21 protein-coding genes are annotated in these 18,712 nt (G+C 68.6%); 7 read left to right on the forward strand and 14 right to left on the reverse strand.

Going from position 1 to position 18,712, the window contains the following annotated elements; genetic code table 11:
• Genes ABQE89_RS06330 through ABQE89_RS06345 form a run of 4 tightly spaced genes read right to left on the reverse strand, consistent with a single transcriptional unit; the run spans nucleotide 1 to nucleotide 4,035 of the window.
• Complete coding sequence (locus tag ABQE89_RS06330; RefSeq protein WP_448415230.1) at nucleotides 1–1,233, reverse strand: CaiB/BaiF CoA transferase family protein; 1,233 nt, start codon at nucleotides 1,231–1,233, stop codon at nucleotides 1–3.
• A gap of 38 nt (nucleotides 1,234–1,271) precedes the next feature.
• Entirely contained in the window at nucleotides 1,272–1,694 is a 423-nt protein-coding gene (locus ABQE89_RS06335) for an HAD family hydrolase (protein WP_448415232.1), read from the reverse strand.
• Complete coding sequence (locus tag ABQE89_RS06340) at nucleotides 1,691–2,842, reverse strand: acyl-CoA dehydrogenase family protein (protein WP_448415234.1); 1,152 nt, start codon at nucleotides 2,840–2,842, stop codon at nucleotides 1,691–1,693. The genes ABQE89_RS06335 and ABQE89_RS06340 overlap by 4 nt, the downstream gene beginning before the upstream one ends.
• Before the next feature lie 23 nt (nucleotides 2,843–2,865).
• Nucleotides 2,866–4,035, reverse strand: a complete 1,170-nt coding sequence (locus tag ABQE89_RS06345) for an acyl-CoA dehydrogenase family protein (protein ID WP_448415236.1) — start codon at nucleotides 4,033–4,035, stop codon at nucleotides 2,866–2,868.
• An 89-nt stretch (nucleotides 4,036–4,124) separates the two neighbouring features.
• Here ABQE89_RS06345 and ABQE89_RS06350 point away from each other — a divergent pair, with 89 nt between their 5' ends.
• The 5 genes from ABQE89_RS06350 to ABQE89_RS06370 all read left to right on the forward strand — a co-directional run bounded on the left by ABQE89_RS06350 (nucleotide 4,125) and on the right by ABQE89_RS06370 (nucleotide 8,989).
• Nucleotides 4,125–5,702: an FMN-binding glutamate synthase family protein gene (locus tag ABQE89_RS06350; RefSeq protein WP_448415238.1), complete on the forward strand. Its 1,578-nt coding sequence runs from the start codon at nucleotides 4,125–4,127 to the stop codon at nucleotides 5,700–5,702.
• Between the two features lie 42 nt (nucleotides 5,703–5,744).
• Nucleotides 5,745–6,926 carry a phosphotransferase gene (locus tag ABQE89_RS06355; RefSeq protein WP_448415240.1) on the forward strand — a complete coding sequence of 394 codons (1,182 nt, stop codon included), beginning with the start codon at nucleotides 5,745–5,747 and terminating at the stop codon, nucleotides 6,924–6,926.
• Nucleotides 6,927–6,946: 20 nt separating this feature from the next.
• A complete protein-coding gene (locus tag ABQE89_RS06360) occupies nucleotides 6,947–7,321 on the forward strand; it encodes a hypothetical protein (protein WP_448415242.1) in 375 nt (124 codons plus the stop codon).
• Nucleotides 7,322–7,409: 88 nt separating this feature from the next.
• Complete coding sequence (locus ABQE89_RS06365) at nucleotides 7,410–7,817, forward strand: YciI family protein (RefSeq protein WP_448415244.1); 408 nt, start codon at nucleotides 7,410–7,412, stop codon at nucleotides 7,815–7,817.
• Nucleotides 7,817–8,989: an RNA polymerase sigma factor gene (locus tag ABQE89_RS06370; RefSeq protein WP_448415246.1), complete on the forward strand. Its 1,173-nt coding sequence runs from the start codon at nucleotides 7,817–7,819 to the stop codon at nucleotides 8,987–8,989. The genes ABQE89_RS06365 and ABQE89_RS06370 overlap by 1 nt, the downstream gene beginning before the upstream one ends.
• 11 nt (nucleotides 8,990–9,000) lie before the next feature.
• Here ABQE89_RS06370 and ABQE89_RS06375 read toward each other — a convergent pair whose 3' ends face one another.
• From ABQE89_RS06375 to ABQE89_RS06385, 3 genes are all read right to left on the reverse strand, one after another.
• Nucleotides 9,001–10,470: an amidase gene (locus ABQE89_RS06375; RefSeq protein ID WP_448415248.1), complete on the reverse strand. Its 1,470-nt coding sequence runs from the start codon at nucleotides 10,468–10,470 to the stop codon at nucleotides 9,001–9,003.
• A gap of 10 nt (nucleotides 10,471–10,480) precedes the next feature.
• The gene (locus ABQE89_RS06380; RefSeq protein ID WP_448415250.1) at nucleotides 10,481–10,918 is read right to left on the reverse strand and encodes a hypothetical protein; all 438 of its coding nucleotides are present in this window, start codon (nucleotides 10,916–10,918) and stop codon (nucleotides 10,481–10,483) included.
• 130 nt (nucleotides 10,919–11,048) lie between these two features.
• Nucleotides 11,049–11,969, reverse strand: coding sequence for a PaaI family thioesterase (locus ABQE89_RS06385; RefSeq protein WP_448415286.1), 921 nt, complete (start codon nucleotides 11,967–11,969; stop codon nucleotides 11,049–11,051).
• A 76-nt stretch (nucleotides 11,970–12,045) separates the two neighbouring features.
• Here ABQE89_RS06385 and ABQE89_RS06390 point away from each other — a divergent pair, with 76 nt between their 5' ends.
• Nucleotides 12,046–13,413, forward strand: a complete 1,368-nt coding sequence (locus ABQE89_RS06390; protein ID WP_448415252.1) for a WS/DGAT/MGAT family O-acyltransferase — start codon at nucleotides 12,046–12,048, stop codon at nucleotides 13,411–13,413.
• 15 nt (nucleotides 13,414–13,428) lie between these two features.
• On the opposite strand, the gene ABQE89_RS06395 is transcribed toward ABQE89_RS06390, so the two are convergent.
• The 7 genes from ABQE89_RS06395 to ABQE89_RS06425 all read right to left on the reverse strand — a co-directional run bounded on the left by ABQE89_RS06395 (nucleotide 13,429) and on the right by ABQE89_RS06425 (nucleotide 17,893).
• Entirely contained in the window at nucleotides 13,429–13,761 is a 333-nt protein-coding gene (locus ABQE89_RS06395) for a VOC family protein (protein ID WP_448415288.1), read from the reverse strand.
• A gap of 36 nt (nucleotides 13,762–13,797) precedes the next feature.
• Complete coding sequence (locus ABQE89_RS06400) at nucleotides 13,798–14,634, reverse strand: class I SAM-dependent methyltransferase (protein ID WP_448415254.1); 837 nt, start codon at nucleotides 14,632–14,634, stop codon at nucleotides 13,798–13,800.
• A gap of 20 nt (nucleotides 14,635–14,654) precedes the next feature.
• Complete coding sequence (locus ABQE89_RS06405; protein ID WP_448415290.1) at nucleotides 14,655–14,909, reverse strand: cytochrome C oxidase subunit IV family protein; 255 nt, start codon at nucleotides 14,907–14,909, stop codon at nucleotides 14,655–14,657.
• A 53-nt stretch (nucleotides 14,910–14,962) separates the two neighbouring features.
• Nucleotides 14,963–15,550: a cytochrome c oxidase subunit 3 gene (locus ABQE89_RS06410; protein WP_448415256.1), complete on the reverse strand. Its 588-nt coding sequence runs from the start codon at nucleotides 15,548–15,550 to the stop codon at nucleotides 14,963–14,965.
• Nucleotides 15,547–16,296, reverse strand: a complete 750-nt coding sequence (locus ABQE89_RS06415) for a hypothetical protein (protein WP_448415258.1) — start codon at nucleotides 16,294–16,296, stop codon at nucleotides 15,547–15,549. Before ABQE89_RS06415 ends, ABQE89_RS06410 begins: the two co-directional genes overlap by 4 nt.
• Nucleotides 16,293–17,036 carry a hypothetical protein gene (locus ABQE89_RS06420; protein ID WP_448415260.1) on the reverse strand — a complete coding sequence of 248 codons (744 nt, stop codon included), beginning with the start codon at nucleotides 17,034–17,036 and terminating at the stop codon, nucleotides 16,293–16,295. The genes ABQE89_RS06415 and ABQE89_RS06420 overlap by 4 nt, the downstream gene beginning before the upstream one ends.
• 287 nt (nucleotides 17,037–17,323) lie before the next feature.
• On the reverse strand, nucleotides 17,324–17,893 hold the full coding sequence (locus ABQE89_RS06425; RefSeq protein WP_448415262.1) for a PaaI family thioesterase: 570 nt from the start codon (nucleotides 17,891–17,893) through the stop codon (nucleotides 17,324–17,326).
• A 172-nt stretch (nucleotides 17,894–18,065) separates the two neighbouring features.
• Here ABQE89_RS06425 and ABQE89_RS06430 point away from each other — a divergent pair.
• Nucleotides 18,066–18,712 (forward strand): PadR family transcriptional regulator (locus ABQE89_RS06430; RefSeq protein WP_448415292.1); only part of this gene is annotated, 647 nt, incomplete at its 3' end.

Here is an 18,712-nt window from a genome sequence, read left to right on the forward strand (position 1 = left end):
TCAGGTGACCGAACCCTCGATCTTGAGCTCGATCAACTCGTCGTCGGTGAGGCCGAGTTCGCGCAGGATCTCGTCGGTGTGCTCGGCGAACTGCGGGGCGCGCGTGATCGACACCGGCGTCTCGTCGAACTGCACCGGGTTGGCCACCAGTTCACGTTGGACCCCCTCGGCGTCGGTGACGCCTGCGATCATCCCGGTGGCCCGCAGCGCCGGATCGTGACCGACTTCCCAGGCGTTCTGCACCACCGACCACTGACCCTGCCCCCGGTCGAGCAGTTCGGTGCAGTCGGCCAGGGTGCGCGACCCGATGATCTCGGCGACCAACTCGGCAGCGTCGGCGGCGTTGGTCATCAGCTTCTCTGCGGTGTCGAACCGGTCGTCGGCGGCCAACTCGGGCCTACCGGAGTTCGTCACGAACTCGGCCCAGTACCGGCCGGGTTGCAACATGCACAGCTCGAGCCAACGACCGTCGCTGGTCTGGTATGCGCCGACCAGTGGATTGGCCGCCGAGCCGTGCTTGGGGGGTTCGACCACCGGCAGCGGCCCACCGCCGAGCAACGCGAGGTTGATCGAGAACTGGGTGGCCCATGCGCCGACACCGAGCAGCGACACGTCGAGTACCGAGGGCTCACCGCTGACCTGCCGGGCGTAGAGCGCGGCGGCGATCCCGCCCGCGATCGTCATGCCGCCGATCGAGTCACCGTAGGCGCCCGCCGGCATCCGCGGCACCCGTTGGTCGGTCGGGCCGAGCAGTCCCTCGGCGCTGCCCGCGCGTGACCAGAAAGCGGTCTGGTCGTATCCGCCCTTGTCGGAATCGGGTCCGCGACCGCCGAATCCGCTGCCCCGCACGTAGATGATGTCGGGGTTGATCGCCCTGATGTCGGCCACGTCGATGCCGAGCTTTGCCCGTGCCGACGGCAGGAAGTTGGTGAGGAACACATCACTGGCACGCACGAGCTCTTCGAGGACTCGGCGCGCCCCCGGGCTCTCCAGCGCCAGCCCGATGCTGCGCTTGCCCCGGTTGGGCCCCTCCATGATGGGAAAGAAGGAACTGCCCTCGCTGGCCACGTCGAGGCCGAGGAGTTTGATCAGGCCGCGCTGGGCGTCACCGTGCTCGGCGTGCTCGACCTTGATGACGTCGGCGCCCCAATCGGCGAGCACGGCACCGGCAGCCGGGACGAAGGTGAACTGAGCGACCTCGAGAATCCGGACGCCTTCCATCGGACGGTGCATCGGCGGTGCCTCCCCGGCATTGAGTGTGCGGAATCAGTTCACCATACGTCGTGCTCACAAACCCCCACCCGACGCAGCAGGGCGGCCAGTCCCCTGTCATGCGGGTTGGGTCCCAGGTAGCGGCGCACCGCGACCACTTCGCCGACCGCGGGCACATCGGCGGGCATGTCGTCGACCAGCACGGCCGGTGGCCGGTCGACGAGGTCGCCGGGCACCTCCCACGGCAGCGACGGTTCCGCGCGCACCTTGTCGTAGGCGCCGACGACGAGATCGTCGATTCCGTTGTCCCGGGCCCGCCGCCACGCGTAGTCCGCACCGCCCGCGCTCCACAGCAGCACGTCCACCCCGCGCCCGCGCAGGGCGGTCAGCAACTCGCGCGCCCCCGGCCGCAGGGAGCGGCCCGTGATGCCGTCGATGAGCGTCCCGTCGACGTCGAACAGCCAGCCGACCGCTTCGGTCATCGCGGCATCGCCGGGTCGCGGGGCAGTCCGAGAACCTGCTCGGCGATGGTATTCCGTTGGATCTCTGCGGTTCCCGCCCCGATGGTCGACGCGCGGGTGCGCAGGAAGCCCCACACCCACCGACCCTTCTGCACGGCGTCAGGGTCCGCGGCACCGAGCACCCCGGCGTCGCCGAGCAGCTCGACCGCGAACTCGTGCAACTGTTGCTCGAAGGTGCTGTTGAACAACCGCGACGTCGACGAGGACGGGCCCGGTTCACCGCGGGCGATGATGTCGGAGATGGTCCGCATCCCGGTGTAGCGCATGATCCGCACCTGAATTTCAAACTGCGCCAAACGATCCCGGACAAGCGGGTCTACGGTGGCGCCCAGCTCGGTGGCCAGCGCGGTCAGTTCGTCGAGCACCCGTCGGTACTGCGAGGCCTGGTTCATGGCGCCGGCCGCGCGCTCGTGTCCGAGGCTGGTGCGGGCCAGCGGCCAACCGCCGTTCTCGTCGCCGATGCGATCGCCGACGGGCACGCGGACGTCGTCGAAGTAGATCTCGGCGAAATCGAAGCCACCGGTCAGGTCGCGAAGCGGTCGGATCGTGACGCCTGGCGCATGCGCGTCGATGATCAGGTAGGAGATGCCCCGCTGGCGGGAGTCGGGGTCACCGGTGCGCACCAGGGCGAACAAGGTGTCGGCGATCTGCGCCTGGGTGCTCCACACCTTCTGTCCGTTGACGACGTACGCGTCGCCCTCGCACCGGGCGGTGGTCCGAAGCGCAGGCAGATCGGAGCCGGCCTCCGGTTCGGAGTACGCCTGGGCCCACACCGTGTCGCTGCGCAGCAACGGGCGCAGCCACCGCGCCTTCTGTTCCGGTGAGGCGTACCTGATCACCGTCGGTCCGGCGATGACGACCCCGGTACCGAGCGGGCCCGGTACCCGGGCGCGCGCGTACTCCTCCTGGTAGACGACCTGCTCTTGGAAGCTCAACTCCATGCCGCCGTATTCACGCGGCCATGCCGGCCCGGCGAAACCGGCGTCGAAAAGCTCGGCGAGCCAGCGTTTCTGCCAGGCCAGCCGCTCCGCGGGGTCCTTCGGCCTGCGGCCAGGATGACGCTCGCTCAGAAACGCCCGCAGCCGGGCGCGAAACTTGTGGGTGCTCAACGGTGTTCTCCTTCGCGGTCAGGTCAGAAGCCGACCAGGTCGGCGAGCCTGGCCCGGTGTTGCACCGGAGAGCCGAGCAACCGTTCGCCGGTCTTGGCCCGCTTGAGATGCAGGTGCGCGTCGTGCTCCCAGGTGAAGCCGATACCACCGTGAATCTGGATGTTGTTCTTGGCCGCATGGGTATAGGTTGTCGCGCAATAGGATCCGGCGACGGCCGCAGCAAACTCCAGTTCCTCGGGGTCGTCGGCGGCCGCCGAGGCGGCGTGCAGGGCCGCCGACCGAGCAGCTTCGAGTTCGAGCAGCGTATCGGCGCACTTGTGCTTGATCGCCTGGAACGACCCGATGGGCCTGCCGAACTGCACCCGGGTGTTTGCGTAGCCGACCGCGGCGTCCAGGCAGGCAGAGGCGCCGCCGACCTGCTCGGCGGCCAGACCCGCCGTCGCCATGGCCACGATACGGCGCAGGAACTGCTCACCCGGAGGGCCGACCCGCACGGCGGGCGTTTCGGCGAGTTCGACGGCTGCCAGTCGCCGAGTCGGGTCGAGTGCGTCGAGTCGGCGACGACGCAGGCCGGGTGCGTCGGCCTCCACGGCGTACAGGGCCGGACCGTCCGGGCCCTCAGCGGCTACCAACAGCAGATCGGCCGAATCCCCGTCGACCACAAGTGTTTTACGACCGGTCAGCACGGTGGCGTGCGCGTTGCGGCTCGCCGTGGTCGACGGGTCGGCGACCGCGGGTCCCCGGCCTTCGCTGAGGGCCACCGTGGCGGTGAGCGTGCCGTCGGCTATCCGGGGCAGCCAGCGTCGCATGGCCGCCGCGTCGTCACTGGCGAGCAGCGCCTGACCCGCCAGCACGACGGTGGCGAAAAACGGCCCGGGCAGCAGCGCCCGGCCGAACTGTTCCTGCACGATGCCGAGTTCGACCGGGCCGCAACCGGACCCGCCGTACTCCTCCGGAATGGCCAGGCCGGCCAGGCCGAGTTGCTCAGACATCTGCCGCCATACGGCGCTGTCGAAGCCGTCGGCGGATTCCGACCAAAGCCGCACCATCTCGCCGGGCGCCTTGTCGGTGACGAACCGCCGAACCAACTCGGCGAGTTCTCGCTGGTCGTCGGAGAGCGTGAGTGCCACGGTGTGCGGCCCTTTCGTAGGCACCTTCGGAAAGCGACGGACGACTCCGGAGGCCGGAGCCATAACGGATACTCTATGACGATCTTCGGCGGGGCAAGGCCGCGCCCCGCAAACGTCGTTTCACTTCGCGGTCACAGGGCAACCCTGTGCACATGAGCAGATCCATGCGTGCGCTCGCTGCCGCTGCCGCGTCGGCGGTGGGCGCGATCGCCGTACGAGATGTCCTGCAGCGTAAGCACTCAGTGCTACGGAACTTCCCCGTCATCGGGCACGGCCGCTACCTCATCGAGGCCATCGGGCCCGAACTGCGCCAGTACGTCGTCGCCGCCAATGACGAGGAGCGGCCGTTCACCCGTGACCAGCGCCGCTGGGTGTACGCGTCGGCGAAGACCGAGAACAACTACTTCGGGTTCGGTACCGACAACGACGTCGAGCACACCGCCGGCTACCCGATCATCAAGCACCGGACCTTCGGCCGGGCCGTGCCGTCGTCGACTCCGGCCGCCCCCCACGACGTCGCGCTGCCGTGCGCAAAGGTGATCGGCGCCGCGCGCGGCCGACCGAAGGCGTTCCGGCCGAAGTCGGTGGTCAACATCTCCGCGATGAGCTTCGGGTCGCTGTCCGGCAATGCCGTCGAGGCGCTGAACCGGGGCGCCGACATGGCCGGTTGCCTGCACAACACCGGCGAGGGGGGCATCTCGCGGCATCACCGCAACGGTGGCGAACTGATCTTCCAGATCGGCACCGCCTACTTCGGTTGCCGCGACGCCGAGGGCCGGTTCAGCCTGGACAAACTCAAGGAGGTGGTGGCCGGTGCGCCGGTGCGCGCCCTGGAGATCAAGCTCAGCCAGGGCGCCAAACCCAGCCTCGGCGGGCTGTTGCCCGCGGCCAAGGTGTCCGCCGAGATCGCCGCCGCGCGCGGAATCCCGGAAGGTCGTGACTGTGTCAGCCCGTCCCGGCACGCCGAATTCACCGACACCGACGGGTTGCTGGACTGGGTGGAACTGCTCGCCGCGGAGACCGGGCTGCCGGTGGGGATCAAGTCGGCCGTCGGCGACCTCGGGTTCTGGCAGGAACTCGCCGACCAGATGCGTCGCACGGGTCGCGGCGTGGACTTCGTCACCATCGACGGCGGTGAGGGCGGCACGGGAGCGGCTCCGCTGCTGTTCACCGACACCGTGTCGCTGCCTTTCCAGCTGGGCTTCGCCCGCGTGTATCGCATCTTCGCCGAACAGGGTCTGCACGAGCAGGTCGCGTTCATCGGCGGCGGCAAGCTGGGGCTGCCGGACAATGCGGTGGTCGGCTTCGCACTGGGATGCGACATGGTCAACGTAGCGAGGGAGGCGATGCTGGCCGTCGGATGCATCCAGGCGCAGAAGTGCCACACCGACACCTGCCCCACCGGCGTGGCCACCCAGAACGCCTGGTTGGCCCGCGGGCTGGTGCCGGCCGAGAAGTCGGTGCGCGTGGCGAACTATGTCAAGGCCCTGCGCCGCGATCTGGTCAAGGTGGCCGAGGCGTGCGGTGTCGAGCACCCCGGCCTCATCGGTACCGACTCCGTCGAAATCCTCGACGGGCGAACCTGCTCCACGCCGTTGCACGAGGTCTACGGATACACCGCGGGGATGGGCCTGCCCTCGCGGTCTGACCGGGAGGAGATCGTCCGCTTGATGGCGGCCGGTCAACCACGGGGCCGTTCGGCCCCGCCCTCGGCTTCGGCGGTCGGCTGACCCCGACACCGCGGGACAATTTAGTGAAGTAAGGTTCACCGTATGGCTGTGAACCTCGCCTCGCGGCTCAGCGGTGCGACGCGAACCGGCCGCGCGTTGGGCGAGGCCGCCGCGGCGGTGCTGCCCATGCGGTGGGTGCCGGCCGGGTTTCCGCTGACCGCGGCGGACGTCGACCCGGATTTTCTCAACCACGCACTGCGCGGCATCGCGTCACCTGCCCGGGTGACCGGGGCCAGGCGCGTCGGCGCCACCACCGGCACCACCGACCGGGTGCGGCTGGAATTGTCCTGGGACCGTGCCGATGTCGACGGTCTGCCCAAGCACGTGTTCATCAAGAGCACGCCGTCGAGCGCGAAGAACCGCACGATGGTGGCCGCGTTGGCGTTGGCCCGCAGCGAGGCGCTGTTCTACCAGCGGGCCCGGTCGGCGCTGAGCGCCCGCATCGCGCCCGCCTGCTACGCCGCGCACGCCGGGATGGGCGCGCGTCATCTGCTGGTGCTCGAGGACGTCACCGACCGCGGCGGCGATCCCAAGGCGTTGTGTGACGACATCGACGCCGACTACGCGGGCGCGATGATGGTGACGCTCGGCGAACTGCACGCCGCCTTCTGGGAGTCGCCGCGGCTGTCGGGAGATCTGAGCTTTGCCCGGCCGGAGAGTCAGCGGCCGGGATTTCCGTTGCTGCTGCGCCAGTTTCGCCAGGTGCGCTCGAAGCTGCTGAAATCCGACGAGTATGCGCTTCCCCGCGAGGTGCGGGAGATGGCCGAGTTCGTCAACGCCCACGACTGGGCGCTGCACGCCAACTGGGAACGCGGACCGCAGACCGTCATCCACGGCGACACCCACCTGGGCAACACCTTCGGGCTGGGCGACGACGGCGTGGGTCTGCTGGACTGGCAGGTGCTCTACCGGGCGCCGGGTATGCGCGACGTCGCCTACTTCCTGGTCACCTCGGTGCCCGCCGAGGTGCGCCGTGCGCACACCGACGAGTTCCTGCAGACCTACCTCGACGCGCTCGCCGCCAACGGTGTCGCCGACGTGCCGTCACTGGAACAGGCGCGGGATGCGCTGCGCCTGTTCGCCTTCGACGCCTGGGACTCGGCGGCGATCACCCTGGTGTGGCCGGGCCTGCAGGCGCCCGAGAACGTGGCGAAAAGCGTGCAGCGGGCCAATGCGGCGATCGTGGACCTCGACGTCATGCCGGTGCTTCGACGAAGCATCTGACAAGAACAGGGAGATAACTGGTGAGTGCACCCGGGGCGAAGGCCCGTCGAGTAATTGGTTGGAGCCGCATCGGACTGGGCGCCGTGCTGTTCCTCTCGCCGCGGACCGCAGCACGGTCGTGGTTGGGGTCCGACGGCGACAACGCCGGGGTAGGGCTGTTGTTCCGCAGCATCGGGGCGCGCGACGTGGCCATGGGCGCGGGCCTGTTGACGGCGAAACCGGGCGATACGGCGTGGTCGCGTGCCGGTGTGGTTGCCGACGTGGGCGACGTGGTCGGCTCGCTCGCCGCGCTGGGCCCGGTGCCGGTCCGGCGGCTGCTGCCGGGCACGCTGCTGGCGGCCGCGTTCGTCGCCGCCGGTGTCTGGCTGGAAGCATCGGAGAAAGCCGACCGCTGATCACGGGTCCGGTGTCGAAAACGCCGTGACGGCTCCGTCCCAGGGGTGCGCGACCAACTAGGGTCGCCACTTGCGAAGGGAGACCGTCATGGCCAAGTACCTACTGCTCAAGCACTACCGTGGTGCGCCGGCGGCCGTCAACGACGTGCCGATGGATCAGTGGACACCCGATGAGGTCGCGGCCCACATCACGTACATGAGCGACTTCGCGGACAAGCTGAAAGGCACCGGGGAGTTCGTCGACGAGAACGCGCTGGCGCCGGAGGGCGCCTGGGTCCGCTACGACGGCGAGGGCAAGCCGCCGGTGACCGACGGCCCGTTCGCCGAGACCAAGGACCTGATCGCCGGCTGGATGATCATCGACGTCGACTCCTACGAACGCGCGGTCGAACTGGCGGGTGAACTGTCGGCAGCGCCAGGCGCCGGCGGCCTGCCGATCCACGAATGGCTCGAGCTGCGGCCATTTCTCACCGCCCTGCCGACCATCACCGAGTAATGACGTTCGACCGGGCCGACGAGGCGCGGCTGCGGGAGCTGATTCCCGGGGTGCTGGCCGCCCTCATCCGCCGCGGGGCGGACTTCGCGACCGCCGAGGACGCCGTGCAGGAGGCACTGGTGCGTGCCCTGGAAACCTGGGCCACCTCGCCGGATCAGCGTCCCGACGACCCCAAGGGCTGGCTGATCACCACGGCCTGGCGTCGGTTCGTCGACGCCACCCGGTCCGAGACGGCCCGCCGGCGCCGCGAGGCACTGGTGTCCGCCCAGCCGGGACCCGGTCCGGCGGCCGCCACCGATGACACCCTGCAGCTCTATTTCCTGTGCGCCCACCCGAGCCTGACCCCGGCGGCGGCGGTCGCCCTGACCCTGCGGGCCGTCGGCGGACTCACCACGCGCCAGATCGCTCAGGCGTATCTGGTGCCCGAATCGACGATGGCCCAACGGATCAGCCGCGCCAAGCGCACGGTGGCCCAGGTTCGGCTGGATCGGCCCGGCGACCCGCGCACCGTGCTGCGGGTGCTGTATCTGGTGTTCAACGAGGGCTACACCGGCGATGTCGATCTCGCCGCCGAGGCGATCCGGCTGACCCGGCAACTCGCCGCGTCCACCGACGACCCCGAGGTGGCCGGTCTGCTCGCGCTGTTCCTGCTGCATCACGCCAGGCGGCCGGCGCGGACCCGCGCCGACGGCAGCCTGGTGCCGCTGGCCGACCAGGACCGCGGCCGGTGGCGACGCGACCTGATCGCCGAGGGGGTGGCCGTCCTGCAGGCGGCGCTGGCCCGTGACCGGCTCGGCGAGTATCAGGCGCAGGCCGCGATCGCCGCACTGCACGCCGACGCGCAGACCGCCGACGAGACCGACTGGGCGCAGATCGTCTCGTGGTACGACGAGCTCGTCGCGCTGACCGACAGCCCGGTGGTGCGGCTCAACCGCGCCGTCGCCGTCGGGGAGGCCGACGGCCCACGGGCCGGGCTGGCCGCCCTCGCAGAACTCGACGCCACCCTGCCGCGCCACACCGCGGCCGTGGCCTACCTCCACGAGCGGGCGGGTGAGTTATCCGTGGCGGCAACGCTTTATGCGCAGGCCGCCGCCAAAGCGCAAACGATCGCCGAGCGCAATCACCTCACGCTGCGCGCGGCGACCCTGCGTCAGGCGGCCGGGTCGGGGTAGTGGCGCCGCCCCTAGACCGGTGCCACCCGGTGGGCCCACGGCCGCGCCTGCTCGAGTTGGGCGGCCAACTTGATCAGCAGCGATTCTCCGGCGAGCGGCGCGACGAACTGCACACCCAGCGGCAGGCCATCGGCGGTCCAGTGCAACGGCAGTGAGATCGCCGGGCGCCCAGTCAGATTCGCCAGCTGGGTGTAGGGCACCCAGTTGAGGTTCTTGTCGATCATGTCGTCGACGATCTTGGTGAAGCGCAGCAGCCGGGCGGTCCGCGTCTTCACCAGCACGTCGGCGGCGCGCTGCAGCGCGACCGGCAGCTCGAACTCGGCGATCGTCGGGGGCGGGGTAGCCAGCGTCGGCGTCAACAACAGGTCGTACGTCTCGAAGAACGTGGTCAGTCTGCGGGTGTGCTCGTGGCGGCGCTCGACGGCGTCCACGTAGTCGACGCTGCCCGTCGCGCGGCCGAGCGCCGCCAGGATCCGGGTGTCGCGCTCGAAGGAGTCGTCCCCGGCACCCGAAATACGTTTGGCCTCATCGAGTTCCCACGCCGTGTAGACGAACCACGTGAGCAAGAAGTCGCGGGCCAGGGCGGCGTCGTCGAAGGGCGCCTGCGGCAGCTCGTCGACGTGGTGGCCCAGGTCGGTCAGCGCCTGCACGGTCGCCTCGACCGCGGCGAACGCCTCGCGGTGCGGTGTCGGGTTGATCGCCGAGGGCACCCGCACGCCGATGCGCAGCCGGCCCGGCTCGGCCCCGACACACGACACGAACGAGGCATCCGGCATCGCCGGCACGTACGGCCCGCCGGCCTCCCCGCCGCTGATGGCGTCGAGCATCGCGGCCGTGTCGCGCACCGTCCGGGAGACCACCCCCTGCACCGCCGCGCCGTGCATGGACTCGCCGGTGGCCGGCCCCGACGGGGTCAGGCCCCGGCCCGGCTTCAGGCCGACCAGCCCGCAGCACGCCGCCGGTATGCGGATCGAGCCGCCGCCGTCGTTGGCCCCGGCGCACGGCACGATGCCCGCCGCGACCGCGGCCGCCGACCCGCCCGAGGACCCGCCCGGTGTCCGGCTCGGATCCCATGGGTTGCGCGCCGGGCCCCAGGCGTCCGGTTCGGTGATGCCCTTGGCGCCGAACTCCGGGGTGTTGGTCTTGCCGAACACCACCAGGCCGGCGTCCAGCCAGCGTTGGACCACCGTCGAGTGTTCGGCGACCGGCGTGGACATCAGAGCCCGCGATCCCCGAGACGTGGGCAGCCCGGCGTAATCCTGGGCGAGGTCCTTGATCAGGAACGGGACACCGGCGAACGGGCCGGCGCCGTGCTCGTCAGGGGATACCGGGATGTTGCGGACGATCGCGTTGATCCGCGGATTCACCTCGGCGGCCCGCTCTTTGGCGACCTGCAGCAGTTCGGCCGCGGTGACCTGCTTGTCGGCGACCAGCTTCGCCAGCCCGGTGGCGTCGTGCGCGCGGTATTCCTCGAAGTCCATGGGGTCGAACCTACGTGCCCTCGTGCCCCTGCCCGACGAGGCTGTCCAGCCCACGCTGCCAGCGGGCGCAGCGGATCCGGTTGCACACCGACCGGGTGATCAGCATCAGAACCGTCGCGACGCCGGCGGCGACCCCCCAGATCGAGACACTCGCCGTCACGGCTTCGACGGCGGCGCGCGTAGGTTCCTGCGCGGCGTAGAGATCGCTGCGAAGGTCATGGACGGCGGTGCCGACGGCCAGCGCGACAGGCACGGTGATCAGCGCCACCACGATGGCCAGCACCGTCGTCAGGGCCTCGATCCGGTCGGTGGTGCGCACCAACGGATTGCGTCCCCACAGCCGGATCAGAAGCGGCCAGCGGGGCAGCCGAACGCTGAAGGTCGTCGTCGCACCGTCATCGGCCCACCCGTCGACGGTGCGTTGGTCCTTGGCGCCGTGGGACTGCACGCGAAGCTCCTTTCACTGGTCACCGTCCATGGTGACCGCGGCGTCCGGCGCCGGGCTTGCAACGATCAGACAACCTCCGCGCCGCGCTTTGTGAGCACTCGACAACGCTGACGTGAGACGCCCGACGGGCTCACTCGCCGGACCGCTGGTAGGAGATGTCGGCCACCGCGCGGGCGTACGCGGTGCCCGTGTGATCGGTCATCGTGGTCGACACGGTCGCCAGCCGTCGGCCCACCCGTTCGGTGGCGGTGGTCAACGTCAGCGCTCCCGCGTCGGCGGCCGGGGACCGGAAGAAGTACACCGACATGTCGGCCAGCGTGTACCGGTCGTCCGGTCCGGTGTGGGCCTGACCGGCCAGCGAGCAGGCGTGCGCCACCATCGACGCGATGACACCGCCCTGGATGGCGCCGAGCGGATTGGCCATCCACGGCTGCGGGATGAGCCCGAGAACGGGTCCGGCTTCGGTGAGGGTCAACGTCGTCGAGAACAGCTCGGCCATCGGGCCGGCGGCGACCTCACCGCGGGCGATCGCCCACAGGACCCGGCCGCCGTCCCACTCCGGATCGAGCGGCGCCGGGCCGGTGCCGCCGACCGCCGTCGGCGGGGGCAGCGGATAGGTTCCGGTGAGATCGCCCTTGTCGAGGGCGCGCAGCGCATCGGTGTTGCGCCCGACCCGTACGGCACGCGCCACGCCGGTGCAGACCGTGGCCCCCGCGGTGTTGGTGACGGTCAGCGTCGAGGTGCCGTGGGACTCGTCGCGGTAGGACAACTCGGAGGCGGCGCGCAGTCGGTCGCCGACTCGTGCGGGCGTGCCCGCGGTCATCGCCAGCCACGCCTGCACCGTGGCCACCTGTTCGGTGAACGAGTGCCAGTACACTGCGCTCGTCGTCGATTCGGCCATCACCGCGTATGCCGACATCTCCACCTGGCCACGGTGATCGACGAGCGCTTCGCTGACGTGTTGCTCGAGCACCAGCGCCGCTGCCTCGGTCCGCATGTTGCCGACACCGAATTTGGCCAAGGGGCCGTCTGCTCTGCTCACGGGTGACATCATCCCTGCAAGGTTTCCGGTCTTGCGTCCCGGGGGATTACAGCCAGGGTTGACCGCACCCCGGAATGGAGGCTTGATGCAGCCGATCGCACCGACCGACTCGCTGTTTCTGATCGGTGAATCGCGAGAGCACCCAATGCATGTCGGCGGGTTGCAGCTGTTCGAGCCGCCGCAGGGCGGCGGCCCGGACTTCCTGCGCGACGTCTACGACGCGCTGCTGGCCCAGACCGACGTGGCGCCCACGTTCCGCAAGCGGCCCGCGTTCTTCGGCGGGATCACCAACGTGACGTGGTCGGTCGACAAGGACGTCGAGCTCGACTACCACCTGCGCCGGTCCGCGCTGCCGGCGCCCGGCCGGGTGCGTGACCTGTTGGAGCTGGTCTCGCGGTTGCACGGCACGCTGCTCGACCGGCACCGCCCGCTGTGGGAGACGCACCTCGTCGAGGGCCTCGACGACGGCCGGTTCGCCGTCTACACGAAATTCCACCACTCGCTGATCGACGGGGTGTCCGCGATGAGGCTGATGCAGCGGGCGCTGTCGCCCGATGCCGACGACACCGAGGTGCGGGCGCCGTGGAGCCTGGTGTCGGGCAGGCGTGGGCCGAAAGCCCCGGGGTCCTCGCTGCTCCAGGCGGTGGACCAGGTCCGCCAGGTCGCCAACTCCGTCGCCGGCGTCGCGCCGACGGCGGTGACGCTGGCGCGGTCGGCGCTGCTGGAGCAGGAGCTCACGCTGCCGTTCAGGGCGCCGAAGACGATGCTGAACGTCCGTATCGGCGGTGCCCGGCGGGTGGCCGCACAATCCTGGGAGCTCGACCGCCTCAAGCGGGTCAAGGCCGCGGCGGGTGTGACGCTCAACGACGTGGTGCTGGCGATGTGTGCCGGTGCGTTGCGGCAGTATCTGACCGACAAGAGCGCGCTGCCGGACACCCCGCTGGTGGCGATGATCCCGGTCAACCTGCGCACCGAGGGTGACGCCGACGGGGGCGGCAACCTGGTCGGCGCGATTCTGTGCAACCTCGCCACCGACGTCGAGGACCCGGCGCAGCGACTGACCGCGATCGCCGAATCGATGCGGGACAACAAAAAGGTCTACTCGCAGTTGCCGCGGGTCCAACAGCTCGCGGTGTCGGCGTTTCTGATCAGCGGCCTGGCGTTCGGGCTGCTACCGGGTTTCGTGCGGACCGCGCCGCCGCCGTTCAACCTGGTGATCTCCAACGTGCCGGGCGCCCGGGCGCCGTTGTACCTCAACGGTGCCCGGCTGGACGGCAACTATCCGTTGTCGATCCCGCTGGACGGTCAGGCACTCAACATCACCGTGGCCAACAACGCCGACGACCTCGACTTCGGGCTCGTCGGATGCCGCCGCAGCGTGCCTCACCTGCAGCGACTGCTCGGCCACCTCGAAACGTCGCTGAAGGACCTCGAGCACGCCGTCGGCGCGTGACCGCGGCTCAGGGGCTCAGCGGCTCAGCGGCTTGTAGAACACCATCCCGTTGCCCTTGTTGTCATAGACCACCGCGCGGCGCTCGTGGGCGTCGTCGTAGGGGCCCTTGACGATGCCGCCACCGCTGGCCTCCACCGCCTTGGCCGCGCCGTCGACATCGTCGGTCTTGATCCCGACGACCACCTGGCCGGGGATGGGGTGGTCGACCGCGGTGGCCAGCGCCAGCGTCACCGACCCACCGTCGAGGGCGGCGAAATGCGCTCCGTCGCGAAACTTCAGCGGCATACCCAGAGTCTCGCTGTAGAACCGGATCGACTCGTCGAGATCGTCGGTCGACAGCACGATCATCCGAACGTCATGTGAACTCACCCTTGCCTCCTGACCTCAGCCGAACTCGAGCAAAGTGTAGGCCCCGCGGAAATTCTTGATCGGCCCCAATCGCCAGAGCGCCGGAAACACCTTCTCGAAGAAGAACCCCCGGCCGGCCGGCATCGGAAGGTCCTGCACGGCACGCACACCCGGAACCGTGTGGACCAGATCGGCCAGCTGTGAAGCCGACAGGGAAAACGGCATCGGCGGTACCCGGTAGCGCCGCGAGGACCGCATACCCTTCGGCGCGAACTTCTTCACCAGCACCGGCGGCAGATCGAAGATCATCTGGCCGCCCGGGAAACGTCTGGCGCACTGGGTGATCAGGTCCATCGCTTCGTCGGGTTGCAGGTACATCAGCAATCCCTCGGCGGTGACCAACACACCGTCGGCGGTGGGTACCGCGTCCATCCACGAATAGTCGAGCGCCGACTGCGCGACGGTGGTGATGCGGGCCGCCGAAGGCAGCAGGCGTTCCCTCAGCTCGATCACTGGTTCGAGGTCGACTGTGAACCACTGGAATTCGGCGTCGGGCAGCGCGCTGCGCAACCGCCAGAAGCTGGTCTGCAGGCCCTCGGCCAGCGCCACGACGGTGGCGGCCGGATGGGCGGTCAGGTACCGGGTCGTCGCGCGGTCGAAGGCCAGCGAGCGCAACGCCATCTCCTGGCCCTTGCGGCCGAACTTGGCGAAGTCGAAGTCGATGGCGTCGACCAACCGGATCGCCATCGGATCGTCGATGATGGCGTTCGGGTGGCGGGCCTGATGTGCCCGCCCGTACAAGGTCAGCAGCGCGGTCTCGGAGACTCCGGTCAGGGCGCCGGCGTCGATCTTCGAGCGGTCTGGTTGCTCCACACCGCTGAATCTAGGCGACGTCAGAACAGGTAGATGACGAACACCAGCGCGAACAGCACCGCCAGCCAGGCCTCGCAGGACCGCTTGAGCCAGCGCGGCGCGGTGCGCACCTCCATGAAGTACCGGATGATCAACCGCGACTTGACGAAGGTCAGCGCCAGTACGAGCGCGGTGATGAGCACGCTGGCCTGTGCGGTGTTCTTGAGGTGGGCGGGCGCCAACAGCCAGGAGCCGATGGTGACCGCGGTGAGCACCGCCCACACCCACGTCATCATCCGGTCGGTGGCGGGCCGCACCGGCCGGGACGGATTCGCTGTCTGAGACACATTCACCTCATCACGTAGAGCAGGCCGAAGATGATGACCCAGAGCAGGTCCACCATGTGCCAGTAGATCGCGCCCTGTTCGACGATCGAGGCCCTGCGCCGCCAGGGTGTGCGCAGTTCGCGCACGAGCGCCCCGAGGGCGATCAACCCGATCAGCACGTGCACCAGATGCACACCGGTGACCACGTAGTAGAAGGAGTAGAACATCTCCGAGACGGTGTGGCCGACCTCGATCTTGCTGTACCACTCATAGGTCTTGAATACGATGAACAGCACACCGCCGCACCCGCCCGCGTAGATCATCCTGATCGCCTGCCGGTGGTTGCCGGCGCGGGTGGCCAGCACCGCGCGCGCCACGAACCACGAACTGGTCAGCAGGATCACGGTGTTGAGCACACCGATGTTGACGTTGAGGTGCTGCTGGGCGCGCAAGAACTCCTCGGGGTGCATGGCCCGGTAGACCATGAAGATCACGAAGTACCCGGAGAAGATGATCAGGTCGCCGAGCACCATCACCCACATGTGGATGTCGCCGGGCAGGTGATCGTCGGCTTTCCGCGCGGCGACGGCTGTCGAATCAAGGTGTGTCATCGTGGATTACCTTCATCGGCCGTCTGGCGCACGGCCGCCCGTCGCAAAAGTTCGATCAGCGCACCGAGCCACACGGTGAACACGACCACCGACCACCAGAACGCGAACGAGCCGTTCCAGGCGAACGGGCCCGAGTAGTGGACGAACATCTGGGTGGCGATCACCTCGGTGACGATCTGCCAGATGCTCACGTAGGCGAACCATTTCGGGAAGATCTCGTTGCGGTCGTAGAGGATGGCGATCGCGAAAGCGAGGTAGGCCGCCGAGAAGCAGCCCAGCGAGGCGTTGTAGGACAACATCCCGACGTCGTAGAGAAAGCTGACGATCTCCGGGTCGCGGTCGGGACGGAACGCCGCGGTCAAGAAGCACACCGCCACCAGCAGGAAGCCGGGTAGCGCCCCGACACCCATCCCGCCGATGTAGCCGTAGGCCCAAACCGAGCCGACCGACATCCGCGACATATGGTATGCGACAAGGCCGTTGGTGACCGCCGCACCGCCAAGCAGCACCAGCAGCGCCACGAACCCGAGTTGGATGGTGAACCCGTTGGTGGCGAAGAACGACACCTTGTCGGCGGCCGTCACGTCCGGGCGCGGTGGCGGGGTGACCCGCGCCAGCACGCAGATGATCACGCCGAAGGCGGCGTACCACACCGGGAAGAACCAGGTGACCCACCTCACGTCCTTGAGTCCGGTGGGCGTGCCGTCCGCGGTTCGGACGTAACGGTCGGGCGTCAGCAGGTTCACCGGATGACGCCCTCGTCCCTGGCCTGCCGCAGCAGCGTGTTGCGCAGCACGAAGAACATCACGATGACGAACACCGCGAACGCGCCGTTGCGCAGCCAGAACGTCAGGATGCCGTCCCAGGCCAACGGGCCGGTGTGGAAGACCGCCGCCCCGGCGGAGGGAATCATCGCCAGGCCTGTGGCCAGCGAGTAGGGGCCCACCCAGCGCGGGAACACCGGATCGGGCCCGTCGTCGAAGTGCACGGCGAGGGCGAGCAGCACGAACTGCGCAAGCACCATGCCGACCGGGGCGATGAACACGATCCACGCGAGATCGTTGAGCACCATCACCAACTCGGGGTTGCGGTCGGGGCGGAACGCCGCCACGAGGAAGAAGATGTTGGACAGCGCGAAGATCGTGGCCCCGCTGACGACGGCGGTCAGGTAGCAGTAGGCGAAGACACCGCTCTGGGTCTTCATCCGTTTCATCTGCATCACGATCACCATGAAGAACGGCAGAACGAAGATGCCGCACAGGTTGAAGGTGACCTGGCTGAACCGGATCCACGAGGTGTTGTCGGCGTAGAACGCCGCGACCTGCTCGGCGGGCAGGGTCGGCGACAGCGGCGGCCAGAACCCTGGGAAGGCCAGCAGCGCGACCAGTAGCACCGCCCCGACCACGGGTCCGGTCCACAGGCTCACCCACTGGGCCTTGATGTTCCCCGCCTTCGGCAGGTCTTCCACGTGTTCGAGGATCTGCACTGATACCTCCTGACTCAAGTCAAATCCGTGACCAGGTGTTAACCCCTGAAATGAGGTTAAACAGACGTCAATTACGCTGCAATTTCGCGGTGGTGCTTGCAGGACGGTATCTGTTCAGCCGGAGAAAAGGTAGATATTTCTGATTCAAGTCAGTTTGTCGGGGGTGCCGCGTCGGCTGACCGTCGCGCACGCCACGTTCTTCGGTGGCAATGCGGGTGAAGTGGCCCGGTATCGGATACGTCGACGGCGGACACCAGGTGTCCGCAGATGTCGCGGCCCCTGGGATGTCAGCGGGCCTTGGGCCGGATGAAGATGCCGGACGCTTCCACGGTGGCGCCGTCGCTGTCGGCGATATGGCCCACGACGTAGGTCTTCGGCCCGTCGATGCGATCGACCCATGCCTCGGCGCGCAGCCGTCCCAACCGCGTCGGACGTAGATACCGCACGGTCAGCGTGCCGGTGACTGCGGGCTTACCCGGCTGGTGGGCGGGCGCGGCGAGGACGTGGTCGAGGATCATCGCGCAGACTCCGCCGTGAACGTGGCCGGCGGGACCTTCGTAAGCGGCGCCGAGCTCGAACTCGGTGTGCACGTATCCCTCGGGTGCGTGGTGGATCACCAGCGGGGGAGCAACAGGGTTGCGGACACCGATCAGCACGTTGCCCAGGACGGTCGAGCGACCATCGGCGGCCGTGTGCATCCCGTAGGAGCCGGGCATCAGATCGGTGGACAGCAGTTCCACGGCTTTGTCGATGTGCGCCTTGGCTTCTGCGGCGGTGACGTCGCCCACCTCGCTGCGGATCGTGACGTCGATGAGGCGGCGAACCGACTGCGTGAGCGGACCGAAGTCGTCGGTCATGGGTGCGGCCCTCGCACCGTCCGAAGCCACATCCACCTCCAGCATTTGTCGATGATGAAACACAGTGTTGCATCGTCGTCAGTGCGGGCAACCGCGTATCCCGGTGAGCGGCAGGCGACCGTGCCGACAGCACCGCCGTTGATAGCCTTGATCGGTGGAGCCGAGTTCAGCGATGCCGAACCTGACAGCGACCGCGTGGGCGCTGCTGGGCATGCTGTCGTACGACACGGAGCTGTCCGGTTACGACATTCGCAAATGGATCAGCTGGAGTATGCGGTTCTTCTACGGCAGCCCGGCTTACAGCCAGATCTACTCGGAGCTGAAGAAGCTCGAAGAGCATGGATTGGTCACGTCACGCGTGGAGAGCAGCGCGGGTGCCCGCAACCGTCGGCTGTACAAGATCACCGAAGCGGGCATGACGGCCGTCACGCGGTGGGCGAACGAGGCCCCGTTGGACCCGCCGGTGCTCAAGCACAGCGCAATCTTGCGGGTCACGTTGGGGCATCTGACCGATCCGGCCAGGCTCAAAGAGCTCTTGGGGGAGCACCTGGCCTGGGTGGATCAGATGCACGGCGAGGCGGCCAAGGATGCGCGCTGGGCCGACGTGGAGCCGGCGTGGGCGTTCGCCCGTGTCGGGTTGCAGTGGGCTGAGCGACATTACGCTGCGGAGCGTGAACTGACCCTGCAGATGATCAAGGATCTCGACGAGGCGCAGGCGGTCTTTGCCCAGGCCAGCAGTGGGACAGAGGCAGGCATTCCGTGGCCTAAGCCGGAGTACTGGTACGAGATCGAGAAAAAAGCCGAGGCTGAAGGGTCGGT

It is taken from the genome of Mycolicibacterium sp. XJ1819 (assembly GCF_053483675.1).

Bases quoted from the DNA above. Each gene is read 5' to 3' on its own strand.
- ABQE89_RS06405 (WP_448415290.1), bottom strand. From the start codon at position 14,909: ATGATGACGTGGGTGTGGGCGGTGCTCACCGCGGTCACCATCGGCTCC.
- ABQE89_RS06370 (WP_448415246.1), top strand. From the start codon at position 7,817: ATGACGTTCGACCGGGCCGACGAGGCGCGGCTGCGGGAGCTGATTCCC.
- ABQE89_RS06355 (WP_448415240.1), top strand. From the start codon at position 5,745: ATGGCTGTGAACCTCGCCTCGCGGCTCAGCGGTGCGACGCGAACCGGC.
- ABQE89_RS06345 (WP_448415236.1), bottom strand. From the start codon at position 4,035: ATGGCTCCGGCCTCCGGAGTCGTCCGTCGCTTTCCGAAGGTGCCTACG.
- ABQE89_RS06350 (WP_448415238.1), top strand. From the start codon at position 4,125: ATGAGCAGATCCATGCGTGCGCTCGCTGCCGCTGCCGCGTCGGCGGTG.
- ABQE89_RS06425 (WP_448415262.1), bottom strand. From the start codon at position 17,893: ATGACCGACGACTTCGGTCCGCTCACGCAGTCGGTTCGCCGCCTCATC.
- ABQE89_RS06395 (WP_448415288.1), bottom strand. From the start codon at position 13,761: ATGATCGTGCTGTCGACCGACGATCTCGACGAGTCGATCCGGTTCTAC.
- ABQE89_RS06385 (WP_448415286.1), bottom strand. From the start codon at position 11,969: ATGTCACCCGTGAGCAGAGCAGACGGCCCCTTGGCCAAATTCGGTGTC.
- ABQE89_RS06390 (WP_448415252.1), top strand. From the start codon at position 12,046: ATGCAGCCGATCGCACCGACCGACTCGCTGTTTCTGATCGGTGAATCG.
- ABQE89_RS06335 (WP_448415232.1), bottom strand. From the start codon at position 1,694: ATGACCGAAGCGGTCGGCTGGCTGTTCGACGTCGACGGGACGCTCATC.
- ABQE89_RS06410 (WP_448415256.1), bottom strand. From the start codon at position 15,550: ATGACACACCTTGATTCGACAGCCGTCGCCGCGCGGAAAGCCGACGAT.
- ABQE89_RS06365 (WP_448415244.1), top strand. From the start codon at position 7,410: ATGGCCAAGTACCTACTGCTCAAGCACTACCGTGGTGCGCCGGCGGCC.
- ABQE89_RS06330 (WP_448415230.1), bottom strand. From the start codon at position 1,233: ATGCACCGTCCGATGGAAGGCGTCCGGATTCTCGAGGTCGCTCAGTTC.
- ABQE89_RS06375 (WP_448415248.1), bottom strand. From the start codon at position 10,470: ATGGACTTCGAGGAATACCGCGCGCACGACGCCACCGGGCTGGCGAAG.